The organism is Ignatzschineria sp. F8392, assembly GCF_002252045.1.
GTDB lineage: Bacteria > Pseudomonadota > Gammaproteobacteria > Cardiobacteriales > Wohlfahrtiimonadaceae > Ignatzschineria.
This window is the reverse complement of record NZ_NEFF01000005.1, coordinates 150,888-165,898: the sequence shown is the minus strand read 5'-3', so window position 1 is coordinate 165,898 and position 15,011 is coordinate 150,888. Positions and strand designations below refer to the sequence as shown.

Below are 15,011 nucleotides of genomic sequence, written 5' to 3'. Positions count from 1 at the left end.
GAAGCGTAATTTGGAAGCACGAATCGTAGGAGTATTTAGAGAAGGATTCTAATAAAAAGAGAATCTCGACAAGGACAGATGGATATTTTATTAATTACATTAAATGCGCGTTATTCTCATGCATCACTGGGTCTTCGTTACTTAAAGGCGAATCTTTATGAGTTAGAAGAGCGGGCAGAGATCCTTGAATTTACGATTCAGCAGAATAGGGAAGCGATGTTAGAAGAGATCTATCATCGCCAACCTAAAATAGTCTCTTTTGGAATTTATATTTGGAATTTTAGGGAGACGACGCTTCTTATTCGAGATCTTCGCGCCTTAATGCCGGAGTTGATTATTACGATCGGCGGACCTGAAGTCTCCTATGAGTATGAAGAAATCGAGATCTTTCCTCTTATCGATTACCTTATTACCGGTTGGGGGGATGTCAGTTTTTATCAGTTAGCAAAATCTCTGCTGATTGAAGGAAAACCTTGGGAAAGTAAGGTGGTTAAGGGGATTGAGCCGCCTCTCTCGGAGATCAAACTACCCTATTACCTCTATACAGAAGAGGATATTAAACATCGAACGGTCTATATAGAGGCTTCTCGAGGATGTCCCTTTAAGTGTGAATTTTGTCTCTCAAGTCTTGATAAGACGGCGTGGCGTTTTCCTCTAGAGCCCTTTTTAGCGGCGATGGATGATCTTTACCATCGAGGATTACGACAATATAAGTTTGTTGATCGAACTTTTAACTTAAAGAAAGATTTCACGCTTGCAATTTTAGATTTTTTTCTACAAAAAATTGCCGAGAATCCAGATGAGCCGCTCTTTCTTCACTTTGAGTTAGTTCCTGATTATCTCTCAGATGAGCTGAAGGAGAAGATTTTAGAGTTCCCAGATGGCTCATTGCAGTTTGAGATCGGAATTCAGACGCTCAATAGTACAACACAACATCTTATCTCTCGACGCACAAATCTACCGGTGGCAAAAGAGAATATCTCTTGGCTTTCTAAAAATACAGATGTACATCTTCACGTGGATCTGATTGTCGGTCTGCCAGATGAGGATCTAGAGAGCTTTGCAGTAGGTTTTAATGAGCTTTGGTCGTGGGAGCCCCAAGAGATCCAGGTGGGGATTTTAAAGCGTCTCAAAGGTGTGCCTATTATTCGCCATACCAATGAGTTTCAATATCGATTTAGTCAAGAGCCCCCTTATTCAATCTTACAAAATCGTGAATTACCATTTCCAGAGGTGATGGAGATGGAGCGATTTGCGAAGTTTTGGGATCTTATCGCAAACTCAGGCCGTTATCGTGAAACGTTACCGCTTATTCTTGCTGATAAGCCTTTTGAGGAGTTTAGGGCGTTAGCTCGCGCACTCTATCAAAGCTTCGGTCGAGCATATGCTATTGCTTTAGATCGACTCTTTAAAGCGATCTATCTCTATCTAGTGGATGAGAGAGGATATAGCGTTGAGAGGGTTCGAGAAGTGATGCGGCAGGACTTTTTACGCACAGGAATTAAAGGATGGCCGAAGTATCTCGGTGAAAGACCTGATGAGTTACTCTTTGAAAGAGATCGAAAAGCAGGTAAAGATGAGCGACTCCATGAAGCATTGCCTCAACGACAACGGCAACATAGAGTCTAAAGTATGTGCCTAAAGAGAGTTTAAAGAGTCCTAGCGACTGTGATCACTAATCAGGCATGAGTTGCGGCGCAACACTATAAAGTGGAGAGAGATTGCGGCTTTGGAAGGGAAGTAGTTGCCATGCAGATTGAGTGGCAAGTTCTTTAAGTTTCTGATACTTTTCTGTGTCCGCTTCACCACCCATTGGCGCTTTAATATAGAGGCATGACCCGGTTCCGGTAATATAAGGGTCAAGATCGAGAGCTGTTAGTTGCTCAACGATTTGCTCCATTTTGGGATAATGGTGATATATTGCCGGCAAGCAATCATTAATTGCGCGAGATTGATCGAAGTAATACTCACTCATAAGTGTTGAATCTCTAGGGAGAAAAGGGCTTTCAAAGATCACTTTTGTACTGATGTGTATGCCGGGATTGATCATTAAAAAATGCTCTTCAGGTAGTGAGAGCGGAGTTAGTTTTTCACCTATTCCCTCTCCCCATGCGCTTTTTCCATAGATAAAGATAGGCACATCTGCCCCTAACTGACTCCCAATCTCAATCAATTTTGCCATTGAGAGGTTAAGCTCCCAGAGTCTGTTTAAGACAATGAGTGTTGTTGCAGCATTGGAGCTTCCTCCGCCGATGCCGGCACCCATCGGGAGATTCTTGATCAGATCAACAACGACTCCTTTTTGACAGTGAGTTGCTTTCTTGAGTGCCATAATTGCGCGATAGATTAGATCTTCCTCTTTGGGAAAGCTCGAGTGTGAATAGAGAAAGGTGATCTCAGGCTGCTCGGTTATTTGATAGCCGATCTCATCATGGAGGTCGGTAAATTGAAAGATAGTCTGTAAATAGTGGTAACCATTAGCTTCGCGACGAATAACGCGAAGCATCCGGTTAATTTTGGCCGGAGAAGGGTAGTAGTGCATTATCGAATAATCCAGTTATCAATAAGAAAACGTAAGCGAATATCATCACCTCGAGTGATCGTCATTTTTAAAGGAAGCTCTAAACCGCTCTTAGTGGTCCACTCTTGGTAGCTAATGCTCCAGCCATCTTCATTAAAACGCTCCACTTTTCCATTTTTATCATAAGTAACGGAGGTTGTAGGATGGTAAGGCTTTCCTTTAATCCAGTTTTGCGTTCCGGAAACGGGCCATTCAATTCCTGTTAAGTTATAAAATAGCTGATCAGGTCCACGATCTTTAAAGGTTTGTTCATCGATTGTGATCGTTGATTCGTGATCGTTGATCTGAATATCAGCCCGACCTTGAGCAAATGGCCCCTGAATAATGATATTGATAGCATCATTTTTGGCTTTTTCAATGGCAAAGCTAACCTGGCCGCTCTGTGTCGGATGCTTGATTGCGGTTCTGCCAAAAACTTTATAGTAGTCAGATTCCTCTAATGACTCATAATTAGGGGTTGTACAGGCGGTGACTGCTAAAGTGAAAAAAATAAAAGGGATAATTTTTGATCTTTTCATGGTTTTTTAAAAAAAGTTTGATAGAATTGTTTCCGTCGTTACACAGCGCAGAAAGAAATCTCTTAAATAGAGAATGACATTCTACACTTTGAAGCGACTTATAAACAGAAGTTAAGTTGGTCGAAAATGAGACATAAATAAAACTAGACTTCAAAATATAAATGTTTATAATAGTTGTTCTTCTGATGGGCTATAGCCAAGCGGTAAGGCAGCGGGTTTTGATCCCGCCATCCCCAGGTTCGAATCCTGGTAGCCCAGCCATATTATGAAAGGTATTGCACTGTAATTGAGTTGATTATGTCAAGAGGTAAATTACAAATAGTTGCAATACCTTTTTTCTATTTTAATTTTCGAAAATTTTCTTTATTGATAGAGGATTCTTTGTAATGAGTAGCAAAGACCAGATGATGGTGTTTACCGGCAACGCCAATCCAGAGTTAGCTAAAAAGGTAGTTGAACATTTAGGGCTTGAATTAGGAGATGCGACAGTAGGGCGCTTCTCAGATGGGGAAGTGATGATCTCTATCAATGAAAATGTTCGTGGTAAAGATGTCTTTTTTATTCAGCCAACTTGTTATCCAACTAATGATAACTTAATGGAACTTCTGGTAGCATGTGATGCGCTTCGTAGAGCGTCAGCAGGTAGAATTACAGCAGTCATTCCTTACTATGGCTACTCAAGACAGGATCGTCGTCCTCGTTCAGCTCGTGTACCTATCTCTGCAAAAGTTGTTGCAAATATGATTACAAGTGTAGGTTGTGATCGTGTATTGACTATCGATCTCCATGCTGATCAAATTCAAGGGTTCTTCGAAATTCCTGTGGATAATATCTATGCATCATCAGTTATCCAAAATGATATCATTGCTCAGGGTGCTGAAGATATCACTGTCGTCTCTCCTGATGTCGGTGGCGTACTTCGTGCTCGTTCTGTTGCAAAACAGATTCCAGGTGCAGATTTAGTGATTATTGATAAACGTCGTCCAGCGCCGAATGTTGCTGAAGTAATGAACATTATTGGTGAGGTTGAGGGTCGTAACTGTATCATTGTTGATGATATTGTTGATACAGCGGGTACATTAGCGTCAGCTGCGAAAGTTTTAAAATCTCGTGGTGCGAAGACTGTTAGAGCATATTGTACGCATCCGATCTTCTCTGGAAAAGCAATTGAAAATATTGAGGGTTCAGGGCTTGACGAAATGATTGTAACTGATACAATACCCCTCCGTGAAGAAGCAAGAAGATGTAATAAGATTCGAGTTCTCTCAATTGCTGATGTGATTGCTAATACAATCAGTCGCATTCATGAAGAAGAATCAGTGAGTACACTCTTCTCAATGGAATAAAAGTTATTGGGCTATAGCCAAGCGGTAAGGCAGCGGGTTTTGATCCCGCCATTCCCAGGTTCGAATCCTGGTAGCCCAGCCATATAAAAAGATGAAAAGGTATTACTCGTTAGAGTGATACCTTTTTTCTTGTCTGATCTTCTAGCGATAAGGAGATTCTTCAGCAATCTATCGGGGCATTCTATATAATGGAGAATCGAAATTAGAGATCAAATCAATTGAGATCAGTTTAACTGAGATCAGATGAATTAACTTGAGGAGAAGTTTATGTCACGTAAAGTTTTTTGTGTCAAATTGCAAAAAGAAGCAGAAGGTATGCCAAGACAGATGTATCCTGGGGAGCTAGGAAAGCAAATTTTTGAAAATGTCTCTAATGAAGCATGGCAACAATGGTTAAGAGCGCAAACAATTTTAATCAATGAGTATCGTATTAACCCACTTGATCCTAAATCGAGAGAGTTTTTAGAAAAACAGATGCATGATTTCTTTTTTGGTGATGGTGCGGATATGCCGGATGCATTTAAGCCTCAATAGTTGCTTAATAATGAATGTAGAGATGGTGGTGAGGAGAATAACTGGAAATTACAAATTACCTTACCATTAAGAGGATGTGCGCTTTAGAGCCACATCCTTTTTTTGTGATGACCTATTGTTTTAAATGGCTTTCTAAAGCGTGATACTATCGTTTTATGTTATCTCTTTGCTGCTTCTCTTCTCCGCTTCTTCTCTTTTACTCACTTGCTCTTGAGCTCTATTCATCAAGAGAGTTACTGAATAGTGATTGATTGAAAATCATTCATTTAAAATAAAGCTTGAACTCTTTTTTAAAAGAGGGTAAGGTTTTTCTTATGAAAACTAAAAATATCACACTTCTACCACTACGACTTATTCTGCTGTAACCGCAATGGTTGCAGCCTAAATCTGCTTATTTTAAAGATTTTAGAAGTCCGTAGTTCTCTTTGGTGTGATTATGAATCCCTTAGTTTCTTTCTCAGATAAAAATACCTTAATCAATATCACAACACGAAATGATCATTTCGTCCGTTGGCATGTCTTAACCTATAGTTTACAACTACTCTTTAGCTCTTTTGATTGGGAAGAGTAGAATCTTGTCGGTCATCTATCTCTCTTGTGATTGATGATTGAGGTACTCACTTTCGGCAATTGCTACCTTTCCTTTTTGTTACCGCCCCCTTTTTTTGATTCATCGATTTATTGATAATAAGCGCATATTGAGTGCGCAGAAATAGCATACTAATAAAAGTAGAGGAGAATTTAATTATGGTCCCTAATCCTGAACAGAAATATCAACGCTTTGAAGTTCCTAACTATACAAACCGTACTTGGCCTAATAAAGAGATTACTAAAGTGCCACGTTGGTTAAGTTCAGATTTACGTGATGGTAACCAATCACTGATTGAACCAATGAGTGTTGAGAAGAAGATTCGGATGTTTGATCTTTTGATTGAGTGTGGCTTTAAAGAGATTGAGGTAGGATTCCCATCAGCTTCCGATACAGAATTTAGTTTTGTACGTAAATTGATTGAGGAGAATCGTATCCCAGATGATGTGACGATTCAGGTATTAACACAATCGCGCCAAGATCTTATCACAAAGACATTTGAAGCATTAAAAGGGGTTAAGAAAGCAATTATTCATTACTATAATGCTGTCTCTCCCACTTTTAGACGTGTTGTCTTTAAGATGGAGAAGCCGGAGATTAAAGCATTAGCCGTAAAAGGTGGTGAGATGATTTTAGCTGAATCATTAAAGTATCCTGAAACGGAATGGCATTTTGAATACTCTCCTGAAATCTTCTCCGATGCAGAATTGCCATTTTCACTCGAGGTTTGTGAAGCTGTCTGTGAGGTCTTTAAGCCAACACCAGAGAATAAGTTAATTTTAAACTTACCGGCAACTGTTGAGATGTCAACACCTAATGTCTATGCGGATCAGATTGAGTGGTTCTGTGATCATATTAGTTGTCGTGATTCTGTTGTCATCAGTGCTCACGTCCATAATGACCGCGGTTGTGCTGTTGCGGCGACAGAGCTTGCTTTAATGGCCGGCGCTGATCGTGTAGAGGGGTGTCTTTTTGGGCATGGTGAGCGAACAGGGAATGTGGATTTAGTCACAGTTGCGCTCAACATGTATTCTCAAGGACTCCATCCTGGTTTAGATTTTAGTAAGATCAACACGGTTGTTAGAGAGGTGGAGTATTGTACTGATTTACCAGTCCATCCTCGACATCCTTATGCCGGTGAGCTTGTCTTTACCGCTTTCTCAGGATCACATCAAGATGCGATTAGAAAAGGATTATCTGATATGAAAGAGAATCCTGAGCAACATTGGAGAGTGCCTTACTTGCCGATTGATCCATTTGATTTAGGCCGCTCTTATGAGGCTGTGATCCGAGTGAATAGTCAATCAGGTAAAGGGGGAGTTACTTATCTTCTTGAAGAAGATCATGGTATTGAGCTTCCTAGACGATTACAGATCGAATTTAGTAAAGTTGCACAAGAGGTTGCTGATGGTGAAGGGGTAGAGCTTACTTCAAATCATCTTTATGAGATCTTTGAAAGAGAGTACTTCAATATTAATCCTCTATTAGAGATCAAGACACCAATCGATATTGAAGAGGATGCGGAAGGTAATACTTCTATGATGTTAACCTTGAAGACTCCGACGGGAGAGAAAGTATTAAAAGCAACGGGGAATGGACCTATAGCGGCTTTAGTGAATGGGGTCAATGAGCTTTTTTCCTGGGATGTAGATGTCGTAGATTATAGCGAACACGCCAGAAGTAAAGGTTCATCAGCACATGCTGTCTCCTATGTGGAGATGCAGATCGGTAACCGTACGCTCTTTGGTGCAGCAACACATGCTAATACATCACGATCTTCATTGAAGGCTGTTATCTCGGCATTAAATAGAGCATTAGCAAAAGATTATCTTTCCTTTTAAGTAGATTCTTTAGAGGGGCTTTTAGGGATCTTTTAAGGGTGGTATCAATAATATTAATACTATTAATTTTATATGGAATCTTGATCAGCAGCGGTGATCAGTAGCAGCAATCAGCTACGGAGACTATTAATAGAGTATATGTGGTACCATCCTTTTTTATTGTCTTCTATCACTCCTCTTCTTTATCAGCCTCATCATTCTTATTAGACTTGTCAGTTTTGCCAGTTTTTTATGAAATTGATTCTATCTTGTATCATTATCCTGGTGGGGCCTATTCTCTTTGGTAACTGATTGAATTATATTTTAGTTGTTTGGAGAGAGTGGTGATATGGGGAGGCGAGAGGGAGGGAGCGTGAAAGAAATAGCTCAAACTCCATTTTGTTGAAAGATATTTTATTCGGCACATAATGGGAGAAAATGGTAGAATTACCGGAACTAATTGAATCCTTTTTAAACTTTTTCAAGCTGATATAAGCCCCTCATACAGATCTAAAGCGTAGGTCTAATGAGTAAGACTGAAGGGTAAAATTAAAGAGCTTGGGAGCAGTTTTTTTACTATTGAACATTAAAAGAAGAGAAGTATGACATATTTATTTACCTCTGAATCAGTATCGGAAGGCCATCCAGATAAGGTGGCAGATCAGATCTCTGATGCTGTCCTTGATGCTCTTATTAAGGAAGACAAGGGTGCGCGAGTCGCGTGTGAGACGCTTGTTAAAACAGGTGTTGCGATCGTCGCTGGTGAAGTAACTACAAATGCTTGGGTAGATCTTGAAGATCTCGTCAGACGTGTAATTACAGATATTGGTTATGATTCTTCAAAAGTAGGCTTTGATGGTAAAACTTGTGGTGTCTTAAATATCATCGGTAAACAGAGTAGCGAGATCGCTCAAGGTGTAGACCGTAAATTGCCAGAAGAGCAAGGAGCGGGGGATCAAGGCTTGATGTTTGGTTATGCATCGAATGAGACCGATGTCTTAATGCCGGCACCTATTACATTTGCGCACCGATTAATGGAGTGTCAGTCAGAAGCACGTAAAAGTCGTCAGCTTTCATGGCTTCGTCCTGATGCTAAGAGTCAGGTGACTTTTGCCTACAATAATGATGGTTCCATTTCTCACGTTGATGCTGTTGTTCTTTCAACGCAACATGATGAGGAAGTCAAAGCGAAAGATTTGGAAGAAGCTGTGATGGAGCTGATCATTAAAAAGACACTTCCTGCAGAGTGGTTAACAAAAGAGACAAAATATCATATCAACCCGACAGGTAGCTTCACAATTGGTGGGCCAGTGGGAGATTGTGGCTTAACAGGACGTAAGATTATTGTTGATACATATGGTGGTATGGCGCGCCATGGTGGGGGTGCTTTCTCTGGAAAAGATCCTTCTAAAGTGGATCGATCAGCTGCATATGCAGGACGTTATGTTGCAAAGAATATTGTAGCTGCCGGATTAGCCGATAAGTGTGAGATTCAGGTCTCTTATGCTATTGGTGTTGCAGAGCCAACCTCTATTTCGATCACTACGTTTGGAACGAATAAGGTTCCTGAAGCAGAGATTGAAGCATTAGTACGTAAACATTTTGATCTTCGCCCTTATGGCATTATTACGATGTTAGATCTCTTGCATCCTATCTATCTTCCAACTGCTAGTTATGGTCACTTTGGTCGCCATCCTTATGAGATCGAATATGAAGCTGCAGATGGAACTACAACTACGGCAACAGCTTTCAGTTGGGAGAAGACAGATAAGGCTGATATCCTCAGAGAAGAAGCGGGTCTTAAAGAGTCTTAATTGGCAAAGATAAATGGTTATTCTCTCTCCATCTTGATGCAATTATTCTTGACATTGCAGTGGAAAAAGCTAGAATATTCCGTTGTCTTAGTATGAATTTGATACTCGTAGTGCTAACAGTAACCGCTACGAGTATTGTCACTTATATAAATAAAGGGATTTAGGTATGAAACGTACATTTCAACCAAGCTTAATCAAAAGAAAACGTAACCACGGTTTCCGTGCGCGTATGGCTACAAAAAATGGTCGTAAAGTGATCAATCGTCGCCGTGCTCGTGGACGTGCTCGTTTATCAGCATAATTAAATAGAATCAATTTCTAAAGATTCAAGGCGCTTGTTATCGTTGAATAATAGGCGCCTTTTTGTTTTGCAATGTGCTCTATTGCGTTAGTATCTATTGAGATCAGATATATCGATATGAATAATTTTCAATTTGGAAGAGAGAAGAGGTTATTAACCGCACAAGATTATAGTGCGGTGTTTAAAGATAACCGTAGTTTTAAAGATCGCTCTTTCCTTATATTAGTTAAACTAGTAAAGCGATCTGACTCAAAAGAGCAGGGGAATACTTTAGATTTGAGAGTGCCGAGATTAGGTCTGGCGATTTCAAAAAAGAACTTTAAAAGAGCAGTAGATCGAAATCTTGTAAAGCGAGTGGTTCGAGAGTCATTTCGAAGACATCAAGCACTTTTAAAGGGGCTTGATATTGTTGTGATGAGTCGAGCAACGACAGATGTGCATAATTCATTAGCATTACACGCTTCACTTGAAAAACATTGGGAACAGATCAATAAAATATGCGTACAATCTTGATATGGCTTATTAAGTTTTATAAATATTTTTTGAGCCCACTAGTGGGGAATCAATGTCGCTTTGAGCCGACTTGTTCAACTTATGCTTTAGAAGCAATTACGCGATATGGTGCAATCAAAGGAAGTTGGTTGACAATTAAACGGCTTGTTCGTTGTCAGCCACTTTGTAAAGGTGGGGAAGATCCTGTACCTTAGGAGCTTCTCAATTTGTTTTAACATTTATTAAAGAAATTATTTATGCAGAATAATCAGCAGCGTCTTTTTCTCTTATTGATTTTAGCTGTCATCATCTATTTTCTCTACACGAAGTGGGTGGATTACAACGATCCTAAGCCACTTACGCCGGTAGAGCAGGTTGTGCCAGGCGCAACTGGAAGTCTAAATAGTGATGGACAGGTCCCGATGATTGGTTCCTCAGATCAAGGAGTACAAACTGCGGTTGCTCTTGATGAGTATATTACTGTTGTTACAGATGTGTACTCGGTCAATATTGCAAAGCAGGGTGGTGATATTATTGAGGTAGGGCTTCTTAAATATCCTGAAAGCTTAGAGGAGAAGGATAAACCCTTTAAGGTGATGGATAATAGTAGCGAGCGTTACCAAGTCACTCGTTCTGGATTATCGAGCCAGACTCATGAAGGGACGCCCAATCATACGAACGCTATCTTTAGCAGTCAAAAAGATCATTATGAGTTACAACCTGGTGATGAGAGCATCATTGTTCCTCTAACCTATGTTGATCCTGAGAGCGGATTAACTGTTAATAAGATTTATGAGTTTAAGCGTGGGCTCTACACTATTGGTTATACTCAAGAGTTGCAGAACAATTCTGACCAAGTTTGGGTCGGTGGAGAGTATCGTGAGATTGCCACTAAGAAACCGCAGACCCCTAAAGGGAGTGCTATTGGCGCATCAAGTTTCGATGGTAGCGTCTTCTCTCTTCCTAACAATGATTATAAGTATGAGAAATTAGCTTATAGCAAAATGACAACTACTGAGCGAGGCTTCAATGCTGAAGGGCATGAGGTTGTGCAGCATCGTCCTAAAGAGTTTAGAGGTGAAGGTGGTTGGGTTGCAATGATTGAGCAATACTTTGTCGCTGCTTCTGTTCCTGGTAAAGATAAAGAAGCCACAAAGCAGACTCAAAATGTCATTCAGACGTTGCAGTATGGTAACTTTAAAGATGAATCACAAAATACTTATGTGATTCGGATGATGGACCAAGCTCCTGTTACTGTAAAGCCAGGTGAAGCTCATAGTTTTGAAGGTCGTTATTTTATCGGTCCTAAACTTAAAGAGCAGCTAGAAGAGACAGCAGAATATCTTGATTTAACACTCGACTTTGGTTGGTTTAGTCCTATCTCTGAATTGATGTTATGGATCTTGAAGTTCTATCATTCATTCTTAGGCAATTGGGGTTGGTCGATCATTCTTTTAACAGTTACTGTTAAGATTGCGCTCTTCTATTTTGCGAATAAGGGTTATACCTCAATGGCAAGAATGCGTAAGGTTGGACCGAAGCTTGCTCTGATTCGTGAAGAGTATGCGGATAACCGTCAGAAGCAATCTGAAGAGATGATGAAGCTCTATCGTAAAGAGAAGATTAATCCTTTAGGAGGTTGCTGGCCAATTATTATCCAGATCCCTGTCTTTATTGCGCTCTTCTGGATGTTGATGGAGAGTGTTGAGTTACGTCAAGCACCATGGATCTTATGGATTAAAGACTTATCGAAGATGGATCCTTACTTTATCCTGCCGATTATTATGGGAATCACGATGTTCTTCCAACAACGTTTAAACCCAGCGCCAACAGATCCAATGCAGGCGAAGATTATGAAGTGGATTCCAGTGGTCTTTACCTTTATGTTTATGTGGTTTGCAGCAGGTATTGTTCTCTACTGGATTACAAACAACCTCTTAACAATCCTTCAACAGACTATTATTATGAAGCGTGTTGAGCGGGACTCTAAGAAGCATAGTTAATGGTGTGGTCAACTCACCGGTAAGTTAGTCTTAAGAGGTAATTATTGATGATAACTTACGTTAGCTATCGACAGTAACAACTTACAATCCCCTTTATGGGGATTGTTTTTTTATGAGGAACTATAAGAGTGTTAAAAGATCAAACAATTGCAGCTATTGCAACAAGTACCGCGATAGGTGGTATTGGTATTGTGAGAATCTCGGGAAGTGAAGCATTAGAGATTGCTCAAAAGATGACAACACTGAAAGATCTCAAGCCAAGGCATGCCTATTTCTCCCCTTTTCTAGATCGTGATGGGACAACGATTGATGAAGGGGTGGTTCTCTACTATAAAGGCCCCAACTCCTTTACAGGAGAAGATGTTATTGAGCTTCAGGGGCATGGTGGCGTGATTGTGCTTAATCGTGTCTTAAATCGAGTATTGGAGCTAGGTGCAACGATGGCGCGAAGAGGAGAGTTTTCTGAACGAGCCTTTTTGAATGGAAAACTCGATCTGGTACAAGCTGAAGCGATTCATGATCTTATTGTGAGCCAGAGTGAGGCGCAAGCAAAAGCGGCGATGAGCTCTTTAACGGGGAATTTCTCAAAAAGAGTGAATAAGCTATTGGAAGCACTTATCATGATGCGTGTTTATATTGAGGCAGCGATCGATTTTAGTGAAGAAGATATCGACTTTATTTCAGATGGAAATGTAGTTAAAGGACTTACTGAGTTAAATAGTCAGGTCTCTGAACTTCTAAAATCAGCCGGCAATGGTAAAGTTTTAACGGATGGTATTCGAGTTGTTATTGCGGGAAGACCTAATGCCGGAAAATCGAGTCTTCTAAATGCTTTATCGGGGGAAGAGACCGCAATTGTCACTGATATTGAGGGAACCACACGAGATGTATTGCGTGAACAGATTATTTTAGATGGTATGCCTCTCTATGTTATCGATACAGCAGGGTTGCGCGAAACGACCGATCAGATCGAAGCGGAGGGTATTAAGCGTGCAAAACAGGAAGCGGCAACTGCAGATTTAGTGCTCTGGATGCATGATGATCGCACTCCTTTTGAGGGTATTGATGCCGATATAGCAGCACTCAATATTCCTACAATTATTATTCATAATAAGGCGGATCTATCGGGGAGAACAATTGGTGCACATGAGAAATATATTGCAATTAGTGCTAAAGATGGTCAAGGGTTAGAGGCACTGAAGAATGCGATCTTAAAGCAGGTCGGCTTTGAGGCTCAGGAGGGGCTCTTTAGCGCAAGAGAGCGACATCTTCAAGCGCTTCGTTCTGTTCTAGAGCATTTCGCAACGGCATTATCATTGATTGAAGATGAAGTTGCGATTGAACTTGTAGCGGAGGAGTTGCGACTGGCTCAGATTGCTTTAGGAGAGATTACAGGGGAGTTTAGTTCTGATGCCCTTTTAGGGGAGATCTTTTCTAACTTCTGTATCGGTAAGTAGTATCGGTAATTAGTATTAGAAAGAGATAATAGGAAAGAAGTATTAGGAAGAAGTAGTTAAGTGCTAACTTAGTGATCATCTATCAAGGATGAGGAGTTTAATCGTATGGAGAGCTTTCTAACGGAAGAAAATCTATTAAAACTGGCGACAATCAAGATGCCTTTTGGTCGTTATGCCGGAAGGATCTTGATAGATCTCCCTGAGGAGTATCTTTTATGGTTTAATCGTGCTGATAAGGGCTTTCCAAAAGGTGAGTTAGGGCAGTTGATGCAATTGGCTTTAATGTTAAAGATCGACGGGACAGATGGATTAGTCAGGCGATTAAAGGTCTAAAGTTTGAAAGCTCCTTTGAGGAAGGTTCTCCCATTCTCCGTTCCCATCTCTTTTTCTTTGTGCGATATATTCTTCAGAGATGGTGAAAGTATCTTTTAGGTCCTTTGGGGTATATTGGTGGGTATATTTGTAAGATATCTTAAAATACTTCAAAAAATCAAAACTCTTAAAAGATCAAAAATTCTTAAAGAGGTCATCTTAAAATAGTAAAAGCCATCACTCTTAATGGGGCTCACTTCAAAAGTTGTGTCGAACTTTTGGGGTGGAGTTCATTAAGAGGATGGCTTTTTATTGTTTTTTTGTTCTCTAGTTCTCTAGTTTTATTTAGAATCCTTGTGGATTCTTTAAAGAGATCTAAGTTTTAGAGCTAAGCTCTATCTATTTTACAAGATCACCTACAGACTTTTTAGTCTCTTCAACGGTCTTGTTCATAGCATCTTCAGCTGCTTTTTTCATCTCTTCTGCAATTTCAGCAGCTGCTTCTTCAGCGGCCTTTTTAGCTTCTTCGATCTTATCCATATTGTCGCCAGCTTTTTTCGCAGCATCTGCAGCGGCTTTCTCTGTTGTTTCAACGGACTTTTCTACCGCTTTTGCTGCAGCTTCTTCTGCTTTTTCAGCTTGTTCTGCGACTTTATCAGTTGCTTCGCGCTTTAACTCAGCTGCTTTATCAACTGCTTTTTCACTCTCTTTCGCAGCTTTTTCTGCAACTTCTTCAGCTTTTTTTGCTGCTTTCTCTTCAGCTTCAGCTAACTTCTCTTTTGCTTCATCAACTTTCTCTTCAGCACTATTTGTTGCTGTTTTTTTAGCTTCTTCAGCAGCCTTTTTCTCAGCTGCAGCTTTCTCAATAGCCGCTTTTTCTACTTTTTTAGCCTCTTCTTCAGCCGCTTTTCTTGTCTCTTCAGCCTGCTCTATGGTCTTTTTCTCAGTCTCTTTTGCAGCCTTTTCAGTTGCTTCTTTCTCTTTTTTAGCTTGTTCAACAACTTCTTTCTCTGCTTTTTTCACCTCTTTCTCCGCTTTTTTAGCAATCTCTTCAGTCTGTTTGACTGCAGCCGCTTTGGGATCTTTTGCTTCATCTGAGCATGCAACAAGACCTGCAAAAGCGATTGAGCTGATTAAGAGTAATTTTGTAATATTTTTCATATAGTCAAATATCCTTATTGTAGAGTGAATATATTATTTAAAAAACAAGTAAATAATAAGTGATTATTTGTGATTAAGTAATA

The 15,011-nt window shown here is 40.1% G+C and carries 15 protein-coding genes and 2 tRNA genes; 14 read left to right on the top strand and 3 right to left on the bottom strand.

All coding sequences use genetic code 11. From position 1 onward, the window contains the following. Positions 1–78: 78 nt before the first annotated feature. Positions 79–1,629, top strand: a complete 1,551-nt coding sequence (locus tag B9T19_RS08825; RefSeq protein WP_094568258.1) for a radical SAM protein — start codon at positions 79–81, stop codon at positions 1,627–1,629. Between the two features lie 46 nt (positions 1,630–1,675). Here the strand turns inward: B9T19_RS08825 and ispE are convergent, their stop codons facing one another. Both ispE and lolB read right to left on the bottom strand, forming a co-directional pair. Further along, a complete protein-coding gene (gene ispE / locus B9T19_RS08820; RefSeq protein ID WP_094568257.1) occupies positions 1,676–2,542 on the bottom strand; it encodes a 4-(cytidine 5'-diphospho)-2-C-methyl-D-erythritol kinase in 867 nt (288 codons plus the stop codon). Next, complete coding sequence (gene lolB, locus B9T19_RS08815; RefSeq protein WP_094568256.1) at positions 2,542–3,099, bottom strand: lipoprotein insertase outer membrane protein LolB; 558 nt, start codon at positions 3,097–3,099, stop codon at positions 2,542–2,544. The genes ispE and lolB overlap by 1 nt, the downstream gene beginning before the upstream one ends. A gap of 186 nt (positions 3,100–3,285) precedes the next feature. On the opposite strand from lolB, the gene B9T19_RS08810 reads away from it, so the two are divergent. The 13 genes from B9T19_RS08810 to B9T19_RS08755 all read left to right on the top strand — a co-directional run bounded on the left by B9T19_RS08810 (position 3,286) and on the right by B9T19_RS08755 (position 13,788). Continuing rightward, positions 3,286–3,360: transfer RNA gene (locus B9T19_RS08810), tRNA-Gln, on the top strand. A 125-nt stretch (positions 3,361–3,485) separates the two neighbouring features. Further along, positions 3,486–4,445 (top strand): ribose-phosphate pyrophosphokinase, encoded by a 960-nt coding sequence (locus B9T19_RS08805; RefSeq protein ID WP_094568255.1) that lies wholly within the window; start codon positions 3,486–3,488, stop codon positions 4,443–4,445. 7 nt (positions 4,446–4,452) lie between these two features. Beyond that, a tRNA-Gln gene (locus B9T19_RS08800) sits at positions 4,453–4,527 on the top strand. Between the two features lie 185 nt (positions 4,528–4,712). After that, the gene (locus B9T19_RS08795) at positions 4,713–4,979 is read left to right on the top strand and encodes an oxidative damage protection protein (protein ID WP_094568254.1); all 267 of its coding nucleotides are present in this window, start codon (positions 4,713–4,715) and stop codon (positions 4,977–4,979) included. 436 nt (positions 4,980–5,415) lie between these two features. Further along, on the top strand, positions 5,416–5,550 hold the full coding sequence (locus B9T19_RS10805; RefSeq protein WP_255406361.1) for a hypothetical protein: 135 nt from the start codon (positions 5,416–5,418) through the stop codon (positions 5,548–5,550). Positions 5,551–5,726: 176 nt separating this feature from the next. Then, positions 5,727–7,409 (top strand): 2-isopropylmalate synthase, encoded by a 1,683-nt coding sequence (gene leuA / locus B9T19_RS08790; RefSeq protein WP_094568253.1) that lies wholly within the window; start codon positions 5,727–5,729, stop codon positions 7,407–7,409. Between the two features lie 581 nt (positions 7,410–7,990). Beyond that, positions 7,991–9,202 carry a methionine adenosyltransferase gene (gene metK / locus B9T19_RS08785; protein WP_094568252.1) on the top strand — a complete coding sequence of 404 codons (1,212 nt, stop codon included), beginning with the start codon at positions 7,991–7,993 and terminating at the stop codon, positions 9,200–9,202. 166 nt (positions 9,203–9,368) lie between these two features. Further along, the gene (gene rpmH / locus B9T19_RS08780; RefSeq protein ID WP_026878661.1) at positions 9,369–9,503 is read left to right on the top strand and encodes a 50S ribosomal protein L34; all 135 of its coding nucleotides are present in this window, start codon (positions 9,369–9,371) and stop codon (positions 9,501–9,503) included. 117 nt (positions 9,504–9,620) lie between these two features. Beyond that, positions 9,621–10,016, top strand: a complete 396-nt coding sequence (rnpA, locus tag B9T19_RS08775) for a ribonuclease P protein component (RefSeq protein WP_094568294.1) — start codon at positions 9,621–9,623, stop codon at positions 10,014–10,016. Continuing rightward, a complete protein-coding gene (yidD, locus tag B9T19_RS08770; protein WP_094568251.1) occupies positions 10,001–10,210 on the top strand; it encodes a membrane protein insertion efficiency factor YidD in 210 nt (69 codons plus the stop codon). The genes rnpA and yidD overlap by 16 nt, the downstream gene beginning before the upstream one ends. Positions 10,211–10,252: 42 nt before the next feature. Next, positions 10,253–11,998, top strand: a complete 1,746-nt coding sequence (gene yidC, locus B9T19_RS08765) for a membrane protein insertase YidC (RefSeq protein ID WP_094568250.1) — start codon at positions 10,253–10,255, stop codon at positions 11,996–11,998. A 128-nt stretch (positions 11,999–12,126) separates the two neighbouring features. Continuing rightward, the gene (gene mnmE, locus B9T19_RS08760; protein ID WP_094568249.1) at positions 12,127–13,455 is read left to right on the top strand and encodes a tRNA uridine-5-carboxymethylaminomethyl(34) synthesis GTPase MnmE; all 1,329 of its coding nucleotides are present in this window, start codon (positions 12,127–12,129) and stop codon (positions 13,453–13,455) included. A gap of 105 nt (positions 13,456–13,560) precedes the next feature. Beyond that, positions 13,561–13,788, top strand: a complete 228-nt coding sequence (locus B9T19_RS08755) for a DUF3820 family protein (protein ID WP_094568248.1) — start codon at positions 13,561–13,563, stop codon at positions 13,786–13,788. Positions 13,789–14,166: 378 nt separating this feature from the next. On the opposite strand, the gene B9T19_RS10630 is transcribed toward B9T19_RS08755, so the two are convergent. Next, on the bottom strand, positions 14,167–14,928 hold the full coding sequence (locus B9T19_RS10630; protein WP_094568247.1) for a hypothetical protein: 762 nt from the start codon (positions 14,926–14,928) through the stop codon (positions 14,167–14,169). Positions 14,929–15,011: the final 83 nt, after the last annotated feature.